Origin of the sequence: Actinomycetospora lutea (assembly GCF_028737205.1) — a bacterium.
Classification (GTDB): Bacteria; Actinomycetota; Actinomycetes; order Mycobacteriales; family Pseudonocardiaceae; genus Actinomycetospora; species Actinomycetospora lutea.
In genome coordinates this window covers 13,751-30,116 of record NZ_JAQZAL010000017.1, presented here as the reverse complement: position 1 = coordinate 30,116, position 16,366 = coordinate 13,751, and the positions used below count along the sequence as shown (strand labels likewise).

Sequence of the window (16,366 nt, the reverse complement as noted above, 5' to 3'; positions counted from 1 at the left end):
GGTCACCCGCTGACGGTGGGGAGGGCGCGCTCGCGCAGGACGGTGGCGACGGTCTCGGCCGCCGTCACCGGGTCGAGCGGCTGCACCAGGACGGCGTCGGCCTGCGACCACGTCGCGAGCCAGTGGTCGTCGCGGCGGCGCACGACGACGATCACCGGCGGCGGATCGTCGCTCTCGTTCTTGAGCTGGCGGCAGACCCCCATCCCGCCGGTGGGCTGCGCCTCGCCGTCGAGCACGGCGAGGTCGATCTCGCCCGCGTCGGCCGCGCCGAGCACGTCGGCGACGTTGCCGGCCTCCACGAAGCGCAGGCGCGGGAGGTCGGGGGCGGGCCGGCGCCCGACGGCCCCGGCGATGGCCTCGCGGACCTCCGGCCGGTGGCTCATGACGACGACCGTGAGCGTCGGGGTCGGTGTCGTCATCGGGTGCTGCGCTCCGTGTCGTGCATGCCCGGATGCTAGCGGGCGGCGCACGGCGTCACGACCACCTGCCGACACGGGCCGGGATCGGTACGACGCCCCGACGTACGACGGCGGGTAGGAGAACACACAGGTGAGAGGTGGTGCAGGTCGGCGCGGGTCCGGGGGCCGCCGCGGCGGGCGCCGCGGGACGACACGGCGGCGACACCACGAGCCGTCGCCCCGACGGGCTCGTGTGGGCCGGAGGTGTCATCATGACGCCCGTGACGACCGCCCAGGGTGCGCCGGCGCCTTCCTTCAGCGCGAGGATCCACTCCCTCAACCGGCCCAACGTCGTGAGCGTGGGGACCATCATCTGGCTCTCCAGCGAGCTGATGTTCTTCGCCGGGCTGTTCGCCATGTACTTCGTCGCGCGCGCGAACGCGACGGAGGGCTGGCCGCCGGAACCCACCGAGCTCGATGTGCCGTACGCGCTGGTCAACACGATCATCCTCGTGGCCTCGTCGTTCACGTGCCAGTACGGCGTGTTCGCGGCCGAGCGCGGGGACGTCTTCGGCCTGCGGCGCTGGTACGCGATCACCTTCGCGATGGGCACGATCTTCGTGCTCGGGCAGGTCGTCGAGTACCACACGCTGGTCACGGAGCACGCGACGACGATCTCCAGCAGCTCCTACGGGTCGGTCTTCTACATCACGACCGGTTTCCACGCGCTGCACGTCACGGGCGGTCTGATCGCGTTCATCCTGCTCATAGCCCGCACGTTCCTCAGCCGGTTCACCCCGGCGCAGGCCACGGCCGCGATCGTCGTGTCGTACTACTGGCACTTCGTCGACGTCGTCTGGATCGGCCTGTTCGCCGTCATCTACTTCATCCGCTGATGGCGGCGACCCCGCACGACGACACGCCGCACGACCGCCAGGACCACCACCCACGGCGAGGAGAGCTCGAGGTTGGGCACCCGATGAGTGACGAGAAGCCGCGTCCCGCCCGCACGCGGGCACGGCGCGGATCCAAGATGCGCCGTCGCCTGTCCGGGCTGCTCGCGCTGGGCGTGGCCCTGGTCGCCGTCGGCGGCCTCTACACCGTGTTCACCCCGAAGCCGGACCAGGCGATCGCGGCGGACCCGGCGATCGTCCGTGAGGGCCAGCAGATCTACGACAACTCCTGCATCACCTGCCACGGCAGCAATCTGCAGGGCGTGGAGGGGCGCGGCCCGAGCCTCGTCGGTGTCGGCGAGGCCTCGGTCTACTACCAGGTCTCCACCGGCCGGATGCCGCTCGCCGCGCAGGGCGCGGCCGCGGAGCGCAAGCCCCCGCGCTACGACGAGGCCCAGGTCGACGCCCTCGGCGCCTACATCCAGGCCAACGGCGGCGGCCCGGTGCTGCCCGAGGAGCGCGGCGAGGCGCTGCGCGGCGAGGAGCTCGGGCGCGGCGGCGAGCTGTTCCGCCTCAACTGCGCCTCGTGCCACAACTTCACCGGTCGCGGCGGCGCGCTGTCGTCGGGCAAGTTCGCCCCGAACCTCGACCCGGCGAACGAGAGCCAGATCTACGCCGCGATGCTCTCGGGCCCGGCGAACATGCCGACGTTCGCGGACTCACAGCTCTCCCCCGAGGAGAAGCGCGACATCATCGGCTACATCAAGTCGGTGTCGAGCAACAACACCGGCGCGAACCCGGGCGGCAACGGCCTCGGCGGGTTCGGCCCCGTGCCCGAGGGCATCGTGGCGTTCTTCGTCGGCCTCGCCGCCCTGATCGGTATCTCCCTCTGGATCGGAAGCCGCCAGTGAGCACGCGCCCCGCCGACCGCGGCGCCAACGCGCCCAGCGAGCCCCACCCGACGGACGCCACCCCGCGCATCCCGTCGGACGAGGAGCTCGCGCAGATGAGCACCGACGACCTCGTCCGGCTGGGCAACCAGATCGACGACATCGAGGTCGTCTCGTCCCGCGAGCGCTTCCCGGTCCCCGGGACGCGCGCCGAGAAGCGCGCCGAGCGCCAGGTCGCCGGCTGGTTCATCATCGCGCTGATCTCGGGGATCGCGTTCATCGTCGCGTTCATCGCGTGGCCCTGGGAGTACCGCTCCCCCACCGAGGAGGGCGCGTGGGTCTACGCGCTCTACACCCCGATCATCGGCATCACCTTCGGGCTGGCGGTCTTCGCGGTGGGCATGGGCGTCATCGCGTACTCGAAGAAGCTGCTGCCCGAGGACCTGACGATCCAGCAGCGCCACGACGGGCGCTCCTCGGAGGTCGATCGCCGCACGGCCGCCGCGCGTCTCGTGCAGACCGGGCAGCAGAGCGGGCTCTCGCGCCGCAAGCTGATCTACCGCTCCATGGGCGCGGCCGGCGGTGTGCTGGGCCTCGGCGTCCTCGTCGCGGCGTTCGGCGGCCTCGTGAAGAACCCGTGGAAGGAGGGCCCGAACTCGCCGCTGCTCGTCACGGACTGGAAGTCGAAGGACGGCGAGCGCGTCTACCTGCGCAAGAACTCCGGCGTCCCGACCGACGTGGTCCTGGTCCGGGCCGGTGACCTCGAGCCCGGCGCCATGGAGACGGTCTTCCCGTTCCGCGAGTCCGACCGCGAGGACGAGGAGCACCTCAAGGAGGTCCTGCGCTCCTCCGACTCCCCGGTCATGCTCATCCGCCTCCGGCCCAACGTCGCGGTCATCAAGCGCGAGGGTCAGGAGGACTTCAACTACGGCACGCTGTTCGCCTACTCGAAGATCTGCAGCCACATGGGGTGCCCCACGTCGCTGTACGAGGACCAGACGAACCGCATCCTCTGCCCCTGCCACCAGTCGCAGTTCCAGGCGAACGAGTACGCCAAGCCGGTCTTCGGCCCCGCTGCCCGTCCACTGGCGCAACTACCGATCACGGTGGACGATCAGGGGTACCTGTACGCACGCAGCGACTTCATCGAACCGGTGGGTCCGGCGTTCTGGGAGCGGAACTCATGAGCTCGATCACCACACCCACCCGCAAGGGCGGTGGCCTGGCGATGAAGCTCGCCGGCACCGCCGCCGACGAGGTCGACAGCCGCGTCCATCCCGCGGGCCCGATCCGTCGTCAGATCAACAAGGTCTTCCCGACGCACTGGTCCTTCATGCTCGGCGAAGTCGCGATGTACAGCTTCATCGTGCTGCTGATCTCGGGCACGTGGCTGGGGGTCTTCTACGACCCGTCGATGGCGGAGACCACCTACGAGGGCACCTACCCCGGCCTCCGGGGCGTCACGATGTCGATGGCCTACGAGTCCACCGTCAACATCTCGATGGACGTCCGCGGCGGCCTGTTCATCCGCCAGGTGCACCACTGGGCGGCACTGCTCTTCGTCGCCGCGATGATCGCGCACATGATGCGGACGTTCTTCACCGGAGCGTTCCGCCGCCCGCGCGAGACCAACTGGATCCTCGGCGTCGTGCTGCTGCTCACGGGCATGATCGAGGGCTTCCTCGGCTACTCGCTGCCGGACGACCTGCTCTCCGGAACGGGCCTGCGCACCGGCCTCTCGGCGATCGTGCTCTCGATCCCGGTGATCGGGACGTGGCTGCACTGGGCGATCCTCGGGGGCGAGTTCCCGGGCACGATCATCATCCCGCGCCTCTACATCGTCCACGTGTTCCTGCTGCCCGGCATCATCACCGCGGTCATCGCGGTGCACGTGGCGCTCGTGTGGTTCCAGAAGCACACGCAGTTCCCCGGCCCCGGGCGCACCGAGCGCAACGTCGTCGGTGTCCGCATCCTGCCGACGTTCGCCACGAAGGCCGGCGGCTTCATGGTCGTGTCGGTCGGCGCGATGGCGATGATGTCGGGCATGTTCCAGATCAACCCGATCTGGAAGCTCGGCCCGTACGACCCGACACAGGTCTCGGCGGGCTCCCAGCCCGACTGGTACATGGCGGTGTTCGACGGCGCGGTCCGGTTGTGGCCGTCGTGGGAGATGTACCTGTTCGGCCGGTACACGATCCCGGCGATCTTCTTCCCGGCCGTGATCGGGATGGGCATCCTCACCACGCTGCTGGCGCTCTATCCGCTGATCGAGCGCAAGCTCACCGGCGACGAGGCACACCACAACCTGTTGCAGCGCCCGCGCGACGTCCCGGTGCGCACCGCGACCGGCATGATGGCCATGTTCTTCTACTTCTGGCTGCTGCTGGCCTGCGGGAACGACATCTTCGCCTACACGTTCGACATCTCCCTGAACGTGATGACGTGGGTCGGGCGCATCGGTCTGCTCGTGGGCCCGCCGCTCGTGTACTTCGCGACCTACCGCATCTGCCTGGGCCTCCAGCGCAGCGACCGCGAGGTGCTCGAGCACGGCATCGAGACCGGGCACATCAAGCGCCTGCCGCACGGCGAGTTCATCGAGGTCCACCAGCCCCTCGGCGGCGTCGACGACCACGGCCACGCCGTGCCGCTCGCCTACCAGGGCGCCAAGGTGCCCAAGCGCATGAACGACCTCGGCTCGGCCGGCCAGCCCCTCAAGGGCGGCTGGTTCCGTCCCGACCCGGCCGAGGAGCAGGACGCCCTCGGCGCCGGCGGCGGCGACCCGCTGCAGGTCGAGCCCGGCGAGACCCGCGAGCTCGCGGGTCGCCCGGACGCCGGCCGTCCGCGCGACATCCAGGAGTAGGCACCCGCACGACCCACGACGGGCCGGGAAGCGTCACCTCGACGCTCCCGGCCCGTCGTGCGTCTGCTGCCGTGTGTGCGAGCGATGCGGCATCGCTGGCATGGGAGTGGGCGTGGCCCCCCCGCCACCCGTTGATCACGAGCACGTGGTGCGCCCCGGAGGGGCCTCTCAGGCACACCACGCGCTCCTGATCACGCACTCGCGCCGCCTCCCGAGATCAGCAGGCGGAAAAGCACCTCCCGCCCGCCCCGCGCGGTGCCTTTCGCCCTCCTGATCAACGCCGCGAGCGACCACCGGGCGAGCACGCCGTACGCCCACGCACGCTGGCCCCGGCGCACCATGCGCTCCTGATCACGGGCGTGGGACGCGGCGCGCCATCACCAGGCATCACCACCCGCCGACCGGCAAGCACCGCATGATCAGCGAGCTCGCCGGCCTGCCGGACGTGCCTCTCGCGCCACACGAGCCCGCTCCCGACGACACGAACGCGCCGTTCGCTCCCGGGCCCGCCCGCCGACCAGAGCCGAACCCCCGAGACCACGGGAGCACCCCGCCGGCCCCGCAGAACGCGTCTCAGGCCCCCGCAGCACGCCTCCAGACGCACCACGGCCCCGCTCCGACGAGTGCGGAGCGGGGCCGTGGGACGTGAGGGCGGGCGTCAGTGCGCCTCGGGGCCCGCGTGGTACTCGAAGACGAGGCCGCAGATGGCGATCAGGAGGCCGATGCCGGCCAGGACGATCAGCCACCACTGCCACAGGGCGATGCCCAGACCGGTCATGGCGGTGCCGCCGGCGACGGCGAGCGGCCAGTAGCTGCCCGGGCTGAAGAAGCCCAGGTCGCCGGCACCGTCGGACACCTCGGCCTCGGGGTTGTCCTCGGGGCGCTCCTCGAGGCGTCGGGCCACGAAGCGGAAGTAGGTGCCGACGATGAGGGTCAGGCCGCCGGTCAGCGTCAGGGCGACGATGCCGACCTCCTCGCCCGACAGGATCCCGTAGACGATCGCGCAGACGAAGCAGAAGACGGTGAGGATCTCGAAGATGCGGGATTCGACTCTCATCGGGTCCTCACTTGACGGCGATCTGCGAGGTGGGGCTCTGGTCGTACGGCGGCGTCGTGATCGACAGCGGGGAGCACAGCTCGCCGCAGTTCATCGTCGCCAGCGCGTCGGCGGTGGTGTAGCCCTGCCCGGTCTGCGGGTTGACCTGCCCCCGCAGCCGCAGGAACTGCTCGAACTGGTCCGGCGGCAGGGCGCGGACCTCGAAGTTCATCATCGAGTGGTACGCGCCGCAGAACTCCGCGCACCGGCCGACGAAGGCACCGGGGCGTTCGATCCGGTCGATCACCCAGGTGTTCTTCTGGTCGTTCTCCTCGGGGTTCGGGAGGACGTCCCGCTTGAACAGGAACTCCGGCACCCAGAACGAGTGGATGACGTCCTGCGATTGCTGGGTGAACGCGATCGGGCGATCGGTCGGCAGCACGAGGATCGGGACCTGCGACGTCGTGCCGATCACCGAGGCCGGTTCGCCGTTCGGTGCCGGTGTCTCGGGATAGCTGAACTCCCAGTTCCACTGGAACCCGACGACGTCGATCTTGAGTTCGTTGCCGGCCGCGTTGCGGTCGACCACGTTCTGCACGACGACCGTGAAGTAGAAGAGCACCGCGACGATGATCAGCGGGACGACCGTGAGCACCAGCTCGAGCGGCAGGTTGTACTGGAACTGCCGCGGCAGGTCCGAGGCGCCGGCCTTCTTGCGGTGGAACGCGACGGTCCAGGCCGTCAGACCCCACACGATGGCGCCGACGACGAGGGCGGCGACCGCGGCCCAGGTCCACAGCGTGCGCATCTGCGTGGCCTCGGGCGTCACGCCGACGGGCCAGCCGAAGCGCAGGACCTCGTCGACGGAGCAGCCGGCGGTGGTCACGGCCACGGCGACGGCCGCGACGGCCAGGCCCACGGCCCGGCGCACGCGACCGGTGCGGCTCCGGACCGGCGTCCCATCTCGGCGCACTGCTGGCTGCCTTCCTTCTCGGGCGGTGCCACCACGTCCGCGCTGGTCGTACAGCCCGGCACCGGCGTGGTGAGCGGCCCGGCGGACCCGGGCCCCGACGTCGGTCCGGAGACTATCCGAGCCAGCCACTACGCGCTGTCGGAGGGGCGCGGCGCGTCCCCCGCGTGCGCCACGCAACGCAGCGGAACGGCCGCGCCCGGAGGCCGGGGACCTCCGGGCCGTCGGGGCGTCCCCGGATCGATCCCGAGGGGTCGTCATACTGGCCCGGGCCCGGCTCGTCCGGGCCCGACGGCGACCCCGGAACCGAGAGGTGTCAGCGGACGCGTGTGCGGCCTGATGGGATTGATCACGTCCGACGGTGGTGCCCCGGCGCGCGCCGAGGCGGTGCGGGAGAGCCTCACCTGCATGCGCCACCGCGGGCCCGACGAGTCCGGTGAGTGGCACGACGACGACGTGGTGCTCGGCTTCAACCGGCTGTCCATCATCGACGTCGAGGGCTCGCACCAGCCCCTGACCTACGCGAGCGACCGCTACCGCATCGTCTTCAACGGCGAGATCTACAACTACCTCGAGCTGCGCGAGGAGCTCGCCCGCGACCACGGCGCGCAGTTCGTCACCGACGGCGACACCGAGGCCATCGTCGCCGCCTACGACGTGTGGGGCGCCGACGCCGTGCGCCGGCTGCGGGGCATGTTCGCGTTCGTCATCTGGGACACCCACGAGCGCGTGTTGTTCGGCGCGCGCGACCCGTTCGGCATCAAGCCGCTGTTCGTCACCGCCGGCCCGCACGGGGTCGCGTTCGCGAGCGAGAAGAAGAGCCTGCTCGAGCTGGCGACGGCCCTCGGTGAGCCCACCACCGCGCCCGACCCGACCGCCCTGCAGCACTACCTGCAGCTGCAGTACGTCCCCGAGCCGCTGACGCTGCACCGGTCGATCCGGCGCGTGGAGTCCGGGACGAGCTTCACGGTCTCCCCCGGCGAGCCGATGACCGCCGAGCGCTACTTCGTCCCGCAGTTCGACGAGAAGCCGGTCGACGACGAGGCCCGCCTGCACCACGAGATCACCGAGGTGCTGCGCGACTCGGTGGCCAAGCACATGCGCGCCGACGTCACCGTCGGCGCCTTCCTCTCCGGCGGCGTCGACTCGACGGCGATCGCGGCGCTGGCCCGCGAGCACAACCCGGACCTCATCACCTTCACCACCGGTTTCGAGCGCGAGGGCTACTCCGAGGTCGACGTGGCCCGGGAGTCCGCCGAGGCGATCGGGGTGCGGCACGTCGTCCGCACCGTCGACGCCCAGGAGATGATGGACGCGCTGCCGCTCATCGTCTGGTACCTCGACGACCCCGTCGCCGACCCCGCGCTCGTGCCCCTGTGGTTCGTGGCGCGCGAGGCCCGCAAGCACGTCAAGGTCGTCCTGTCCGGCGAGGGCGCCGACGAGCTCTTCGGCGGCTACACCATCTACAAGGAGCCGCTGTCGCTCGCGCCGTTCGAGAAGCTCCCCGGCGCCGTGCGCAAGCTCGCCGGCGCGCTGTCGACCCGGCTGCCCGACGGCATGCGCGGCAAGGACCTGCTGCGCCGCGGCGCGCTCCCCCTCGAGGAGCGCTACTACGGCAACGCGCGCATCTTCCGCAACGACCAGCTCGCGGCCGTCCTGCGCGGCCACGACCCCGGCCTCTCGCACGTCGACGTCACCGCCCCGCTGTACGCCGACTCGGGCAGCTGGGACCCGGTGGCGCGGATGCAGCACGTCGACCTGTTCACGTGGCTGCGCGGCGACATCCTCGTCAAGGCCGACAAGATGACGATGGCCAACTCGCTCGAGCTGCGCGTGCCGTTCCTCGACCGCGAGGTGTTCGAGGTCGCGTCGCACCTGCCCACCGAGCAGAAGGTCGCGCACGGCACCACGAAGTACGCGCTGCGCCGGGCGATCGACGGCATCGTGCCCCCGCACGTGCTGAACCGGCGCAAGCTCGGGTTCCCCGTGCCGATCCGCCACTGGCTCGCCCACGACATGCTGGACTGGGCGCGCCAGATCGTCCGCGACTCGCAGACCGACGCGATCCTCGACAAGGCGGCCGTGCTGCGGCTCATCGACGAGCACCGGGCAGGACACGCAGCGGAGCGGAGCTGGACCGCGGGAAGCAGTCCCGTCGACCACTCGCGCCGCATCTGGACGCTGCTCGTGTTCATGCTCTGGCACGGCATCTTCGTCGAGCAGCGCATCCGGCCGGAGATCCCCGAGCCCAACTACCCAGTGTATGCGTGAACGTGCGCCACGCAACGCTGCGGTCCCGGTCGCGCTGAGTTTCGCCTAGGGTCGATCGCTGGTCCGAAGGACGTAAGCGTTTCGAGAGGCAGGCATGGACGTACTGGGTATCGGCAACGCGATCGTCGACGTGCTGTTCCGCACGGACGACGACACCATCCGCGCGCACGAGCTGCCCAAGGGCGGCATGACGCTCATCGACGAGGCCCAGGCCGAGAAGCTCTACACCGAGGCCGGCGACACGACGGAGCGTTCGGGCGGCAGCGTCGCCAACACCATCGCCATCGCCGCGGCCCTGGGTGCCGACGCCGGCTACGTCGGCAAGGTGTCCGACGACCGTCTCGGGACCTCGTTCACCGAGTCCATCCGGTCGCACGGGGTCTCGTTCACCACGCCCGCCCTGTCCGGCAGCCCGGCGACGGCCCGCTGCCTGGTCATGGTCACGCCCGACGGCGAGCGCACCATGAGCACGTTCCTGGGCGCCTGCACCGCGCTCGGCCCCGACGACATCGAGCAGGACCAGGTCGCCGGCAGCCGGGTCAGCCTGATCGAGGGCTACCTCGCCGACACCGAGCACGCCCGCCGCACGATCGGCAAGGTCGTGGACGCGGCCGCGAAGAGCGAGGCGCGCGTGGGCCTCACGCTCTCGGACGCCGGCTGCGTGGAGCGCCACCGCGAGTACTTCCGCGAGCTGACCCGGGAGAACGTCGAGATCCTCATCGCCGACGAGGACGAGGTCGCGGCGCTGGTCGGCGACGACCCGGTCACCTCGCTGCTGCGCGGCAACGGCGGCAACTGCGAGGTCGTCGTCGTCACCCACGGCCCGAAGGGCTCGACGGTGTACGACGCCGACGGCAGCGTCGAGGAGATCGGTGTCCGTGACGCCGACGAGCTCGTCGACACCACCGGGGCGGGCGACGCCTACGCCGGCGGGTTCCTCTACGGCTGGAGCCGCGGGCTCGGCCACGCCACCTCCGGGCACATCGGCGCCGTCGCGGCCTCGCACGTCGTGGCCCAGCTCGGCGCCCAGCCGCCCGAGGACCTCCGGGCCAAGGTCGCCGCCGAGGTCCCCGTCCTCTGACCTGCGGACACACGACGGCCCCGGACCTCACCGAGGTCCGGGGCCGTCGTCGTCAGGGGGCGATCAGTTGAAGCTGTCGCCGCAGGCGCACGACCCGCCCGCGTTGGGGTTGTCGATCGTGAAGCCCTGCTTCTCGATGGTGTCGACGAAGTCGATGACCGCACCCTGCAGGTACGGGGCGCTCATGCGGTCGACCGCGACGGTCAGGCCGTTGAAGTCGCGCTCGAGGTCGCCGTCCAGGCTGCGGTCGTCGAAGAACAGCTGGTAGCGCAGGCCCGCGCAGCCGCCGGGCTGCACGGCGATGCGCAGCGACATGTCGTTGCGGCCCTCCTGGTCGAGCAGGGCCTTCGCCTTCCCGGCGGCCGAGTCGGTCAGCTCGACGCCGTGCGGCTTGGTCTCGGCCTCGGTCGGCGCGGCAGGGTTCTCGACGGTCATGGTTCTCCCTTGAGCTCCCGGGACGGACGGTGTGCACCCACTTGCCGAGCACAACCCGGTCGCGGTGCCGTGTGTTCCCTCGGGGTCGGGGATACCCGGCCCCGCGGCCTGATCCCATCGTCGCACACCGGGCGCGGTGCTTCATGCGAGCGCGCTCACGCCGGCGGTCGGTTCCCCCACCTCCGGGCGACGCCCTCCGCGAGGTCGGCCAGGCGGGCCGCCGGCTCGGCGAGCGCCGCCTCGACCGACCCGACGTCGGCGGCCACGGAGTACGCGCCGTCCAGCCCGGCCTCGGTCGCCTCGCCGGTCGACATGTCGACCTGCCCGGCCAGCGCGATGCACGGCACCTCGTGCTCGCGGGCGCGCGCGGCGACCACCGAGACGAGCTTGCCGTGCAGCGACTGCCCGTCGAGCCGTCCCTCGCCGGTGACCACGAGGTCCGCGCGGTCCATCGCGGCGTCCAGCCCGGCGACGTCGCGGACGAGCTCACCGCCGGGCACGCGGGCGGCGCCCAGCGCGGCCAGGGCCGCCCCCAGGCCGCCGGCCGCCCCGGTGCCGGGCTGCCCCGCGAGGCCCGGGAGCCCGCACTCCTCCCCGAGCACGCCGCCCCACGTCGCCAGCGCCGCGTCGAGGGCGGCCACGGTGTCCTCGTCGGCGCCCTTCTGCGGGCCGAACACCGCCGCGGCGCCCTCGGGGCCGGTCAGGACGTGGTCGACGTCGGCGGCGACGACGAGCTCCACGCCGGCGAGGCGCTCGCGCACCCCGGGGAGCCCGACCAGCCGCGTCACCCCCGCCAGCGCGCCCCCGCCGTCGGGCAGCGGGTGGCCGTGGTCGTCGACGGCGACCGCGCCGAGCGCGGCGAGCATCCCGGCGCCGCCGTCCGTGCAGGCCGAGCCGCCGAGACCGACGACGATCCGGTCCGGACGCCGCTCGATCGCCGCGGCCACCAGCTCGCCGACGCCCCGGCTCGTCGCGGCGGCGGCGGTCTCCGGGGTGCGCTCGGGCACCAGGTGCAGGCCGCACGCCGAGGCCGACTCGACGTACGCGGTCCTGAGGGTCGAGCTCCGCTCTGCCGCGTCTCCGGGGCCGTCCAGCTCCAGCCACGTCGCCGTCGTCCGCTCCCCCAGCGGCCCGGTGACCTCGAGGTCGTGCCGGGTGCCGCCGCGCGCGGTGTGGAGGACCTCCACGAACCCCGTGCCGCCGTCGGCGAGCGGCAGCAGCACGGTCGTGTCGTCGGGATGGGTGCGGGCCCAGCCCTCCGCCATCGCCGTGGCGGCCTCGGCGGCGGTGAGGCTGCCGCCGAAGGAGTCGGGGGCGAGCAGTACGCGCATGCGGATCACGGTAGGGGGTAGGCGGTGTGCCCTATCCTGGTCGGCGTGAAGTTCCTGCGCCGCGGCACCGCCTCCTCCTCCGAGTCCACCGACGCCACCAGCGCCTCGGACGACGGTGCCGAGGCGCGCGAGGCCGTCGTCGTCGGCGACCGGACGCGGTCGCAGACGGCGGGCAAGGGACGGCCCACGCCGTCGCGCCGCGACGCCGAGGGCAAGAAGCGCGGCCCCGTCGCGCCCGCGCCGAAGAACCAGCGTGAGGCGATCAAGCGCGCGAAGTCGCTGCGCGGCAGCAAGGAGGACCGCCGATCGGCCTCCGCCGAGCGCCGCAAGCGGATGATGGCCGGCGACGACGCCGTGCTCATGCCCCGCGACCGCGGTCCCGCCCGGGCCTACGCGCGCGACATCGTCGACGGCCGGCGCAACCTCATGGGCCTGTTCATGCCGCTGGCCGTGGTCATCTTCGTGACCGTGATCGTCCCGGTGCCCGCGGTGCAGACGGCGGGCAGCCTGATCTGCCTGATCATGCTCGTGATGATGGCGCTCGAGGGCGTGCTGCTCGGGCGGCTCGTGGTCTCGAAGGTCCGGGCGAAGTTCCCGGACGAGCAGGTCGGCGGCCTGTCCTACGGCTGGTACGCGTTCACCCGCGCCACCCAGATCCGCAAGCTGCGCATGCCGGCCCCGCGGGTGGCCCGCGGCACCCAGGTGACCTGATCCCCCGCGTCCTCGTCCTCGGCGGCACGCGGTCGGGCAAGTCCGCGTACGCCGAGGCGTTGCTCGACGCCGACGCGCCCGCCCTCTACGTGGCGACCGCGCGCGGGGTCGACCCGGCCGTCGACCCCGAGTGGGCCGACCGCGTCGAGGTCCACCGCGCCCGCCGTCCCACGCCCTGGCGGACGGTCGAGGACGTCGACGTCACCGCGGTGCTCGCCGGCGCGCCCGCCGACCCGGTCCTGGTCGACGACCTCGCCACCTGGGTGACCGGCCTGCTCGACGACGCCCGCTGGGAGCGCGACGCGCCGTCGGTGGCGGCCGCACGGGCGGACCTCGTCGCGGCCGTCGCGGGGTTCGCGGGAACGCTGGTGCTCGTCTCGGCGGAGGTCGGGCTCGGCGTCGTGCCCTCGACCAGCGCGGGACGCCGCTTCCGCGACGAGCTCGGCGCGCTGAACCAGGAGCTCGCGGCCGTCTGCGACGAGGTCTGGCTGCTCGTGGCCGGCGTGCCCCTGCGGCTGCGGTGACGCCGCCGGTGGATACCGTCGAGGGCGTGCAGCCCGCGACCCCGACCGCCTCGTCGCACGCCGTGGCGCCGCCCGACGAGACCGCCCGGCGCGAGGCGCTCGCGGCGATGCCGGGCGGGAGCTACGGGCGTCTCGAGGAGCTCGCCGCGTGGCTCGCCGCCTGCCAGGGCCGCGCCCCGGTGCGCGCGCCGCGGCGGGTGCGGGCGGTGCTGTTCGCCGCCGACCACGGGATCGCCGCCGCCGGGGTGTCCGCGCACGCGCCCGCCGAGACCGCGGCGCGGGTGGCCGCCGCGCGGGACGGGTCCGCGGCGGTCTGCCGCTTCGCCGAGGTCGCGGGGGCCGGGCTGCGGGTCGTCGACGTGGGCCTCGCCGAGCCCGCCGTCGGCGACGCCCGCGACGACCGCGCCGTCGTGCGGGGCGGCGGCCGCCTCGACGTCGAGGACGTGCTCACCGGGGAGCAGGCCGCCGCGGCCGTCCGCGCGGGCCGCGAGGTGGCCGACGAGGAGGTCGACGAGGGTGCCGACCTGCTCGTCGTGGGCGAGCTGGCCGTCGGGGTCAGCACCCCCACGGCGGTGCTCGCCGCGGCGATGACGGGCCGCGAGCCGGTGGCCGCGGTCGGGCGCGGCAGCGGGATCGACGACCGCGTGTGGATGGTGAAGGCCGCGGCGGTGCGCGACGGCCTGTGGCGTGCCCGCGCGGTGCGCCGCGACCCGCAGGGCCTCCTGCGCGTCGCGGGCGGCGCCGACCTCGCCGCGCTCGTGGGGTTCCTCGCCCAGGCCGCACGGCGGCGGACCCCGGTGGTGCTCGACGGCGCGGCGACGGCCGTGGCCGCGCTTCTCGCCGACACCGAGGCGCCCGGCGCGCGGGCCTGGTGGGTCGCCGGGTCGCGGTGCACCGAGCCCGCGCAGGCGCTCGCGCTCACCGTCCTCGACCTCGAGCCGCTGCTCGACCTGCAGATGCGGGCCGGTCAGGGCACCGGAGCGCTCACCGCGGTCGGACTGATCCGCGCGGCCGTCTCCGTGTGAGCCACATCGGCGCGGGCGTCGCGCTCGCGGTCGCGATGTTCACGGTGGCCCCGGTGCGCGCGTCCCGGATCGACCGGCCGGCGGCCGGGGTCGCGCTCGCCGTGGTGCCGCTGGTCGGGGTGCTCCTCGGCGGGCTGCTCGGCGCGGCCGCGGCGGGTCTCCTCGCCCTCGGGGCCCCGGGGCTGCTCGCGGGCCTCGTCGCGGTGGGGCTCGGGGCGGCGGCCACCCGCGGCCTGCACCTCGACGGGCTCGCCGACCTCGCCGACGGCCTCGGCAGCCACGGCGACGCCGCCCGCACACTCGCGGTGATGCGCGACCCGGGCACCGGGGCGTTCGCGGTGGTGTGGCTGGTCGTCGTGATCGGCGTGCAGGCCGGCGCGCTCGGGGCGCTCGCGGACCGGGGCCTGCTCCCGGCCGTCGTCGCCGGCGCGCTGGCCCTCGGGCTCGGGCGCGCGGCCTTCGCCTGGATCGCCCGTCGCGGGGTGCCGGCGGCGTCGCCCGACGGCCTCGGCGCGCTGGTCGCCGGGACCCAGCCGGCGTGGGTGGCGCCCGCCTGGGCCGTCGTGCTGGCGGCGGGCGCGTTCCCCGTGCTCGGCCTGCGCGCGCCGGTCGCGGCCCTGCTCGCCGCCGCCGTCGTCGTGCTCGTCGCGGCCCACGCGCGCCGGCGCCTCGGCGGCGTGTCGGGCGACGTGTTCGGCGCCTGCGCCGAGCTCGCCGCCACCGCCGCCCTCATCGTCCTGGCGACCGCCTGAGCACCCCGGCGGCCAGACCTCAGGCGAGCTTGTGCATCCAGCCGCGCGGGTCGGGGGCCGCGCCGCGCTGGATGGCGGTGAGGCGGTCGCGCAGGCGGTGGGTCATCGGGCCGGGCGTGCCGTCGCCGATGTCGTAGCTCCCGCCCTCGTGCTTCACCGTGCCGACCGGCGTGATCACCGCGGCCGTGCCGCACGCGAACACCTCGGTGAGGTGGCCCGCGGCGACCTCCTTCTCCAGCTCGTCGGTGGAGATGCGCCGCTCGGTGACCGTGGCGCCCTCCTCCTGGGCGAGCTCGAGCAGCGACCGGCGGGTGACGCCGGGGAGCAGCGAGCCCGAGAGCTCCGGGGTGACGACCTCGACCGCGCCCGAGGAGTCGGTGAACACGAAGAAGAGGTTCATGCCCCCCATCTCCTCGATCCACCGGTGCTCGAAGCCGTCGAGCCACACCACCTGGTCGCAGCCCTGCGCCGACGCCTGGGCCTGCGCCGCGAGCGAGGCCGCGTAGTTGCCGCCGCACTTCGCCTCGCCGGTGCCGCCGGGCACCGCGCGCACGTAGTCGGTGGACAGCCACACGGTGACCGGGGCCAGGCCGCGCGGGAAGTAGGCGCCCGCCGGGGAGGCGATGAGGAGATAGAGGTACTCCTCGCTGGGCCGCACGCCGAGGCCCGAGGACGACCCGAACATGAACGGCCGCAGGTACAGCGAGTCCTCGCCGCCGGCCGCCGGGACCCAGCGGTGGTCGACCGCGATCAGCTCGTGCAGCGAGTCGAGGAACAGCTCTTCGGGCAGCGGGGGCATCGCGAGCCGCTCGGCCGACCGGGCCATCCGGTCCGCGTTGGCCGCCGGGCGGAAGGCGTGCACCGAGTCGTCGGCCCAGCGGTACGCCTTGAGCCCCTCGAAGATCGTCTGGCTGTAGTGAAGGACGACGGCGGCGGGGTCCATCGAGAGCGGCTGGTACGGCCCGACGGTGGCGTCGTGCCAGCCGCGGGCGGCGTCCCAGGAGATCGAGACCATGTGGTCGGTGAAGAACTTCCCGAACCCGGGCGCGGCCAGTACCTCCGCCACACGCTCCGCGGTCGCCGGGGCGGGGTGCGGGGCGTGGGTGAAGGTCGTACTCATGCGGCCAGGGTAGTCCGTCGATCGGGTCGGACGCGCCCCCGACGGCCCCGGGGCCCAGCGGCCGGGGCG

The 16,366-nt window shown here is 73.2% G+C and carries 16 protein-coding genes; 10 read left to right on the top strand and 6 right to left on the bottom strand.

Annotated elements, in window-relative coordinates; all coding sequences use genetic code 11:
- Positions 1-2: 2 nt before the first annotated feature.
- Positions 3-419, bottom strand: a complete 417-nt coding sequence (locus PHK61_RS18920; protein ID WP_274282565.1) for a response regulator — start codon at positions 417-419, stop codon at positions 3-5.
- 251 nt (positions 420-670) lie between these two features.
- Between PHK61_RS18920 and ctaE the strand changes: the two genes are divergently transcribed.
- The 4 genes from ctaE to qcrB all read left to right on the top strand — a co-directional run bounded on the left by ctaE (position 671) and on the right by qcrB (position 5,041).
- A complete protein-coding gene (gene ctaE / locus PHK61_RS18915) occupies positions 671-1,294 on the top strand; it encodes an aa3-type cytochrome oxidase subunit III (RefSeq protein ID WP_274282564.1) in 624 nt (207 codons plus the stop codon).
- Between the two features lie 83 nt (positions 1,295-1,377).
- Complete coding sequence (gene qcrC, locus PHK61_RS18910; RefSeq protein WP_274282563.1) at positions 1,378-2,202, top strand: cytochrome bc1 complex diheme cytochrome c subunit; 825 nt, start codon at positions 1,378-1,380, stop codon at positions 2,200-2,202.
- A gap of 68 nt (positions 2,203-2,270) precedes the next feature.
- Entirely contained in the window at positions 2,271-3,368 is a 1,098-nt protein-coding gene (qcrA, locus tag PHK61_RS18905) for a cytochrome bc1 complex Rieske iron-sulfur subunit (protein ID WP_274282680.1), read from the top strand.
- Positions 3,365-5,041 (top strand): cytochrome bc1 complex cytochrome b subunit, encoded by a 1,677-nt coding sequence (gene qcrB / locus PHK61_RS18900; RefSeq protein ID WP_274282562.1) that lies wholly within the window; start codon positions 3,365-3,367, stop codon positions 5,039-5,041. The genes qcrA and qcrB overlap by 4 nt, the downstream gene beginning before the upstream one ends.
- Before the next feature lie 658 nt (positions 5,042-5,699).
- On the opposite strand, the gene PHK61_RS18895 is transcribed toward qcrB, so the two are convergent.
- Together PHK61_RS18895 and ctaC are read right to left on the bottom strand one after the other, a co-directional pair.
- Positions 5,700-6,098 (bottom strand): cytochrome c oxidase subunit 4, encoded by a 399-nt coding sequence (locus tag PHK61_RS18895; protein WP_274282561.1) that lies wholly within the window; start codon positions 6,096-6,098, stop codon positions 5,700-5,702.
- A 7-nt stretch (positions 6,099-6,105) separates the two neighbouring features.
- The gene (gene ctaC / locus PHK61_RS18890; RefSeq protein ID WP_274282560.1) at positions 6,106-7,008 is read right to left on the bottom strand and encodes an aa3-type cytochrome oxidase subunit II; all 903 of its coding nucleotides are present in this window, start codon (positions 7,006-7,008) and stop codon (positions 6,106-6,108) included.
- 366 nt (positions 7,009-7,374) lie between these two features.
- Here ctaC and asnB point away from each other — a divergent pair, with 366 nt between their 5' ends.
- Positions 7,375-9,318 carry an asparagine synthase (glutamine-hydrolyzing) gene (gene asnB / locus PHK61_RS18885; RefSeq protein WP_274282559.1) on the top strand — a complete coding sequence of 648 codons (1,944 nt, stop codon included), beginning with the start codon at positions 7,375-7,377 and terminating at the stop codon, positions 9,316-9,318.
- Between the two features lie 94 nt (positions 9,319-9,412).
- On the top strand, positions 9,413-10,399 hold the full coding sequence (locus PHK61_RS18880; RefSeq protein ID WP_274282558.1) for an adenosine kinase: 987 nt from the start codon (positions 9,413-9,415) through the stop codon (positions 10,397-10,399).
- A 63-nt stretch (positions 10,400-10,462) separates the two neighbouring features.
- On the opposite strand, the gene PHK61_RS18875 is transcribed toward PHK61_RS18880, so the two are convergent.
- Both PHK61_RS18875 and PHK61_RS18870 read right to left on the bottom strand, forming a co-directional pair.
- Positions 10,463-10,834, bottom strand: a complete 372-nt coding sequence (locus tag PHK61_RS18875; protein WP_274282557.1) for a HesB/IscA family protein — start codon at positions 10,832-10,834, stop codon at positions 10,463-10,465.
- A gap of 155 nt (positions 10,835-10,989) precedes the next feature.
- A complete protein-coding gene (locus PHK61_RS18870) occupies positions 10,990-12,165 on the bottom strand; it encodes a glycerate kinase family protein (protein ID WP_274282556.1) in 1,176 nt (391 codons plus the stop codon).
- 45 nt (positions 12,166-12,210) lie between these two features.
- Here PHK61_RS18870 and PHK61_RS18865 point away from each other — a divergent pair, with 45 nt between their 5' ends.
- Genes PHK61_RS18865 through PHK61_RS18850 form a run of 4 tightly spaced genes read left to right on the top strand, consistent with a single transcriptional unit; the run spans position 12,211 to position 15,177 of the window.
- Positions 12,211-12,876 (top strand): DUF3043 domain-containing protein, encoded by a 666-nt coding sequence (locus PHK61_RS18865; RefSeq protein WP_274282555.1) that lies wholly within the window; start codon positions 12,211-12,213, stop codon positions 12,874-12,876.
- Positions 12,873-13,400, top strand: coding sequence for a bifunctional adenosylcobinamide kinase/adenosylcobinamide-phosphate guanylyltransferase (gene cobU / locus PHK61_RS18860; protein ID WP_274282679.1), 528 nt, complete (start codon positions 12,873-12,875; stop codon positions 13,398-13,400). Before PHK61_RS18865 ends, cobU begins: the two co-directional genes overlap by 4 nt.
- Positions 13,401-13,426: 26 nt before the next feature.
- On the top strand, positions 13,427-14,425 hold the full coding sequence (locus PHK61_RS18855) for a nicotinate-nucleotide--dimethylbenzimidazole phosphoribosyltransferase (protein WP_274282554.1): 999 nt from the start codon (positions 13,427-13,429) through the stop codon (positions 14,423-14,425).
- Positions 14,422-15,177, top strand: coding sequence for an adenosylcobinamide-GDP ribazoletransferase (locus PHK61_RS18850; protein ID WP_337993978.1), 756 nt, complete (start codon positions 14,422-14,424; stop codon positions 15,175-15,177). The genes PHK61_RS18855 and PHK61_RS18850 overlap by 4 nt, the downstream gene beginning before the upstream one ends.
- A 19-nt stretch (positions 15,178-15,196) precedes the next feature.
- On the opposite strand, the gene PHK61_RS18845 is transcribed toward PHK61_RS18850, so the two are convergent.
- Positions 15,197-16,297: a branched-chain amino acid aminotransferase gene (locus PHK61_RS18845; protein WP_274282553.1), complete on the bottom strand. Its 1,101-nt coding sequence runs from the start codon at positions 16,295-16,297 to the stop codon at positions 15,197-15,199.
- Between the last annotated feature and the right edge of the window lie 69 nt (positions 16,298-16,366).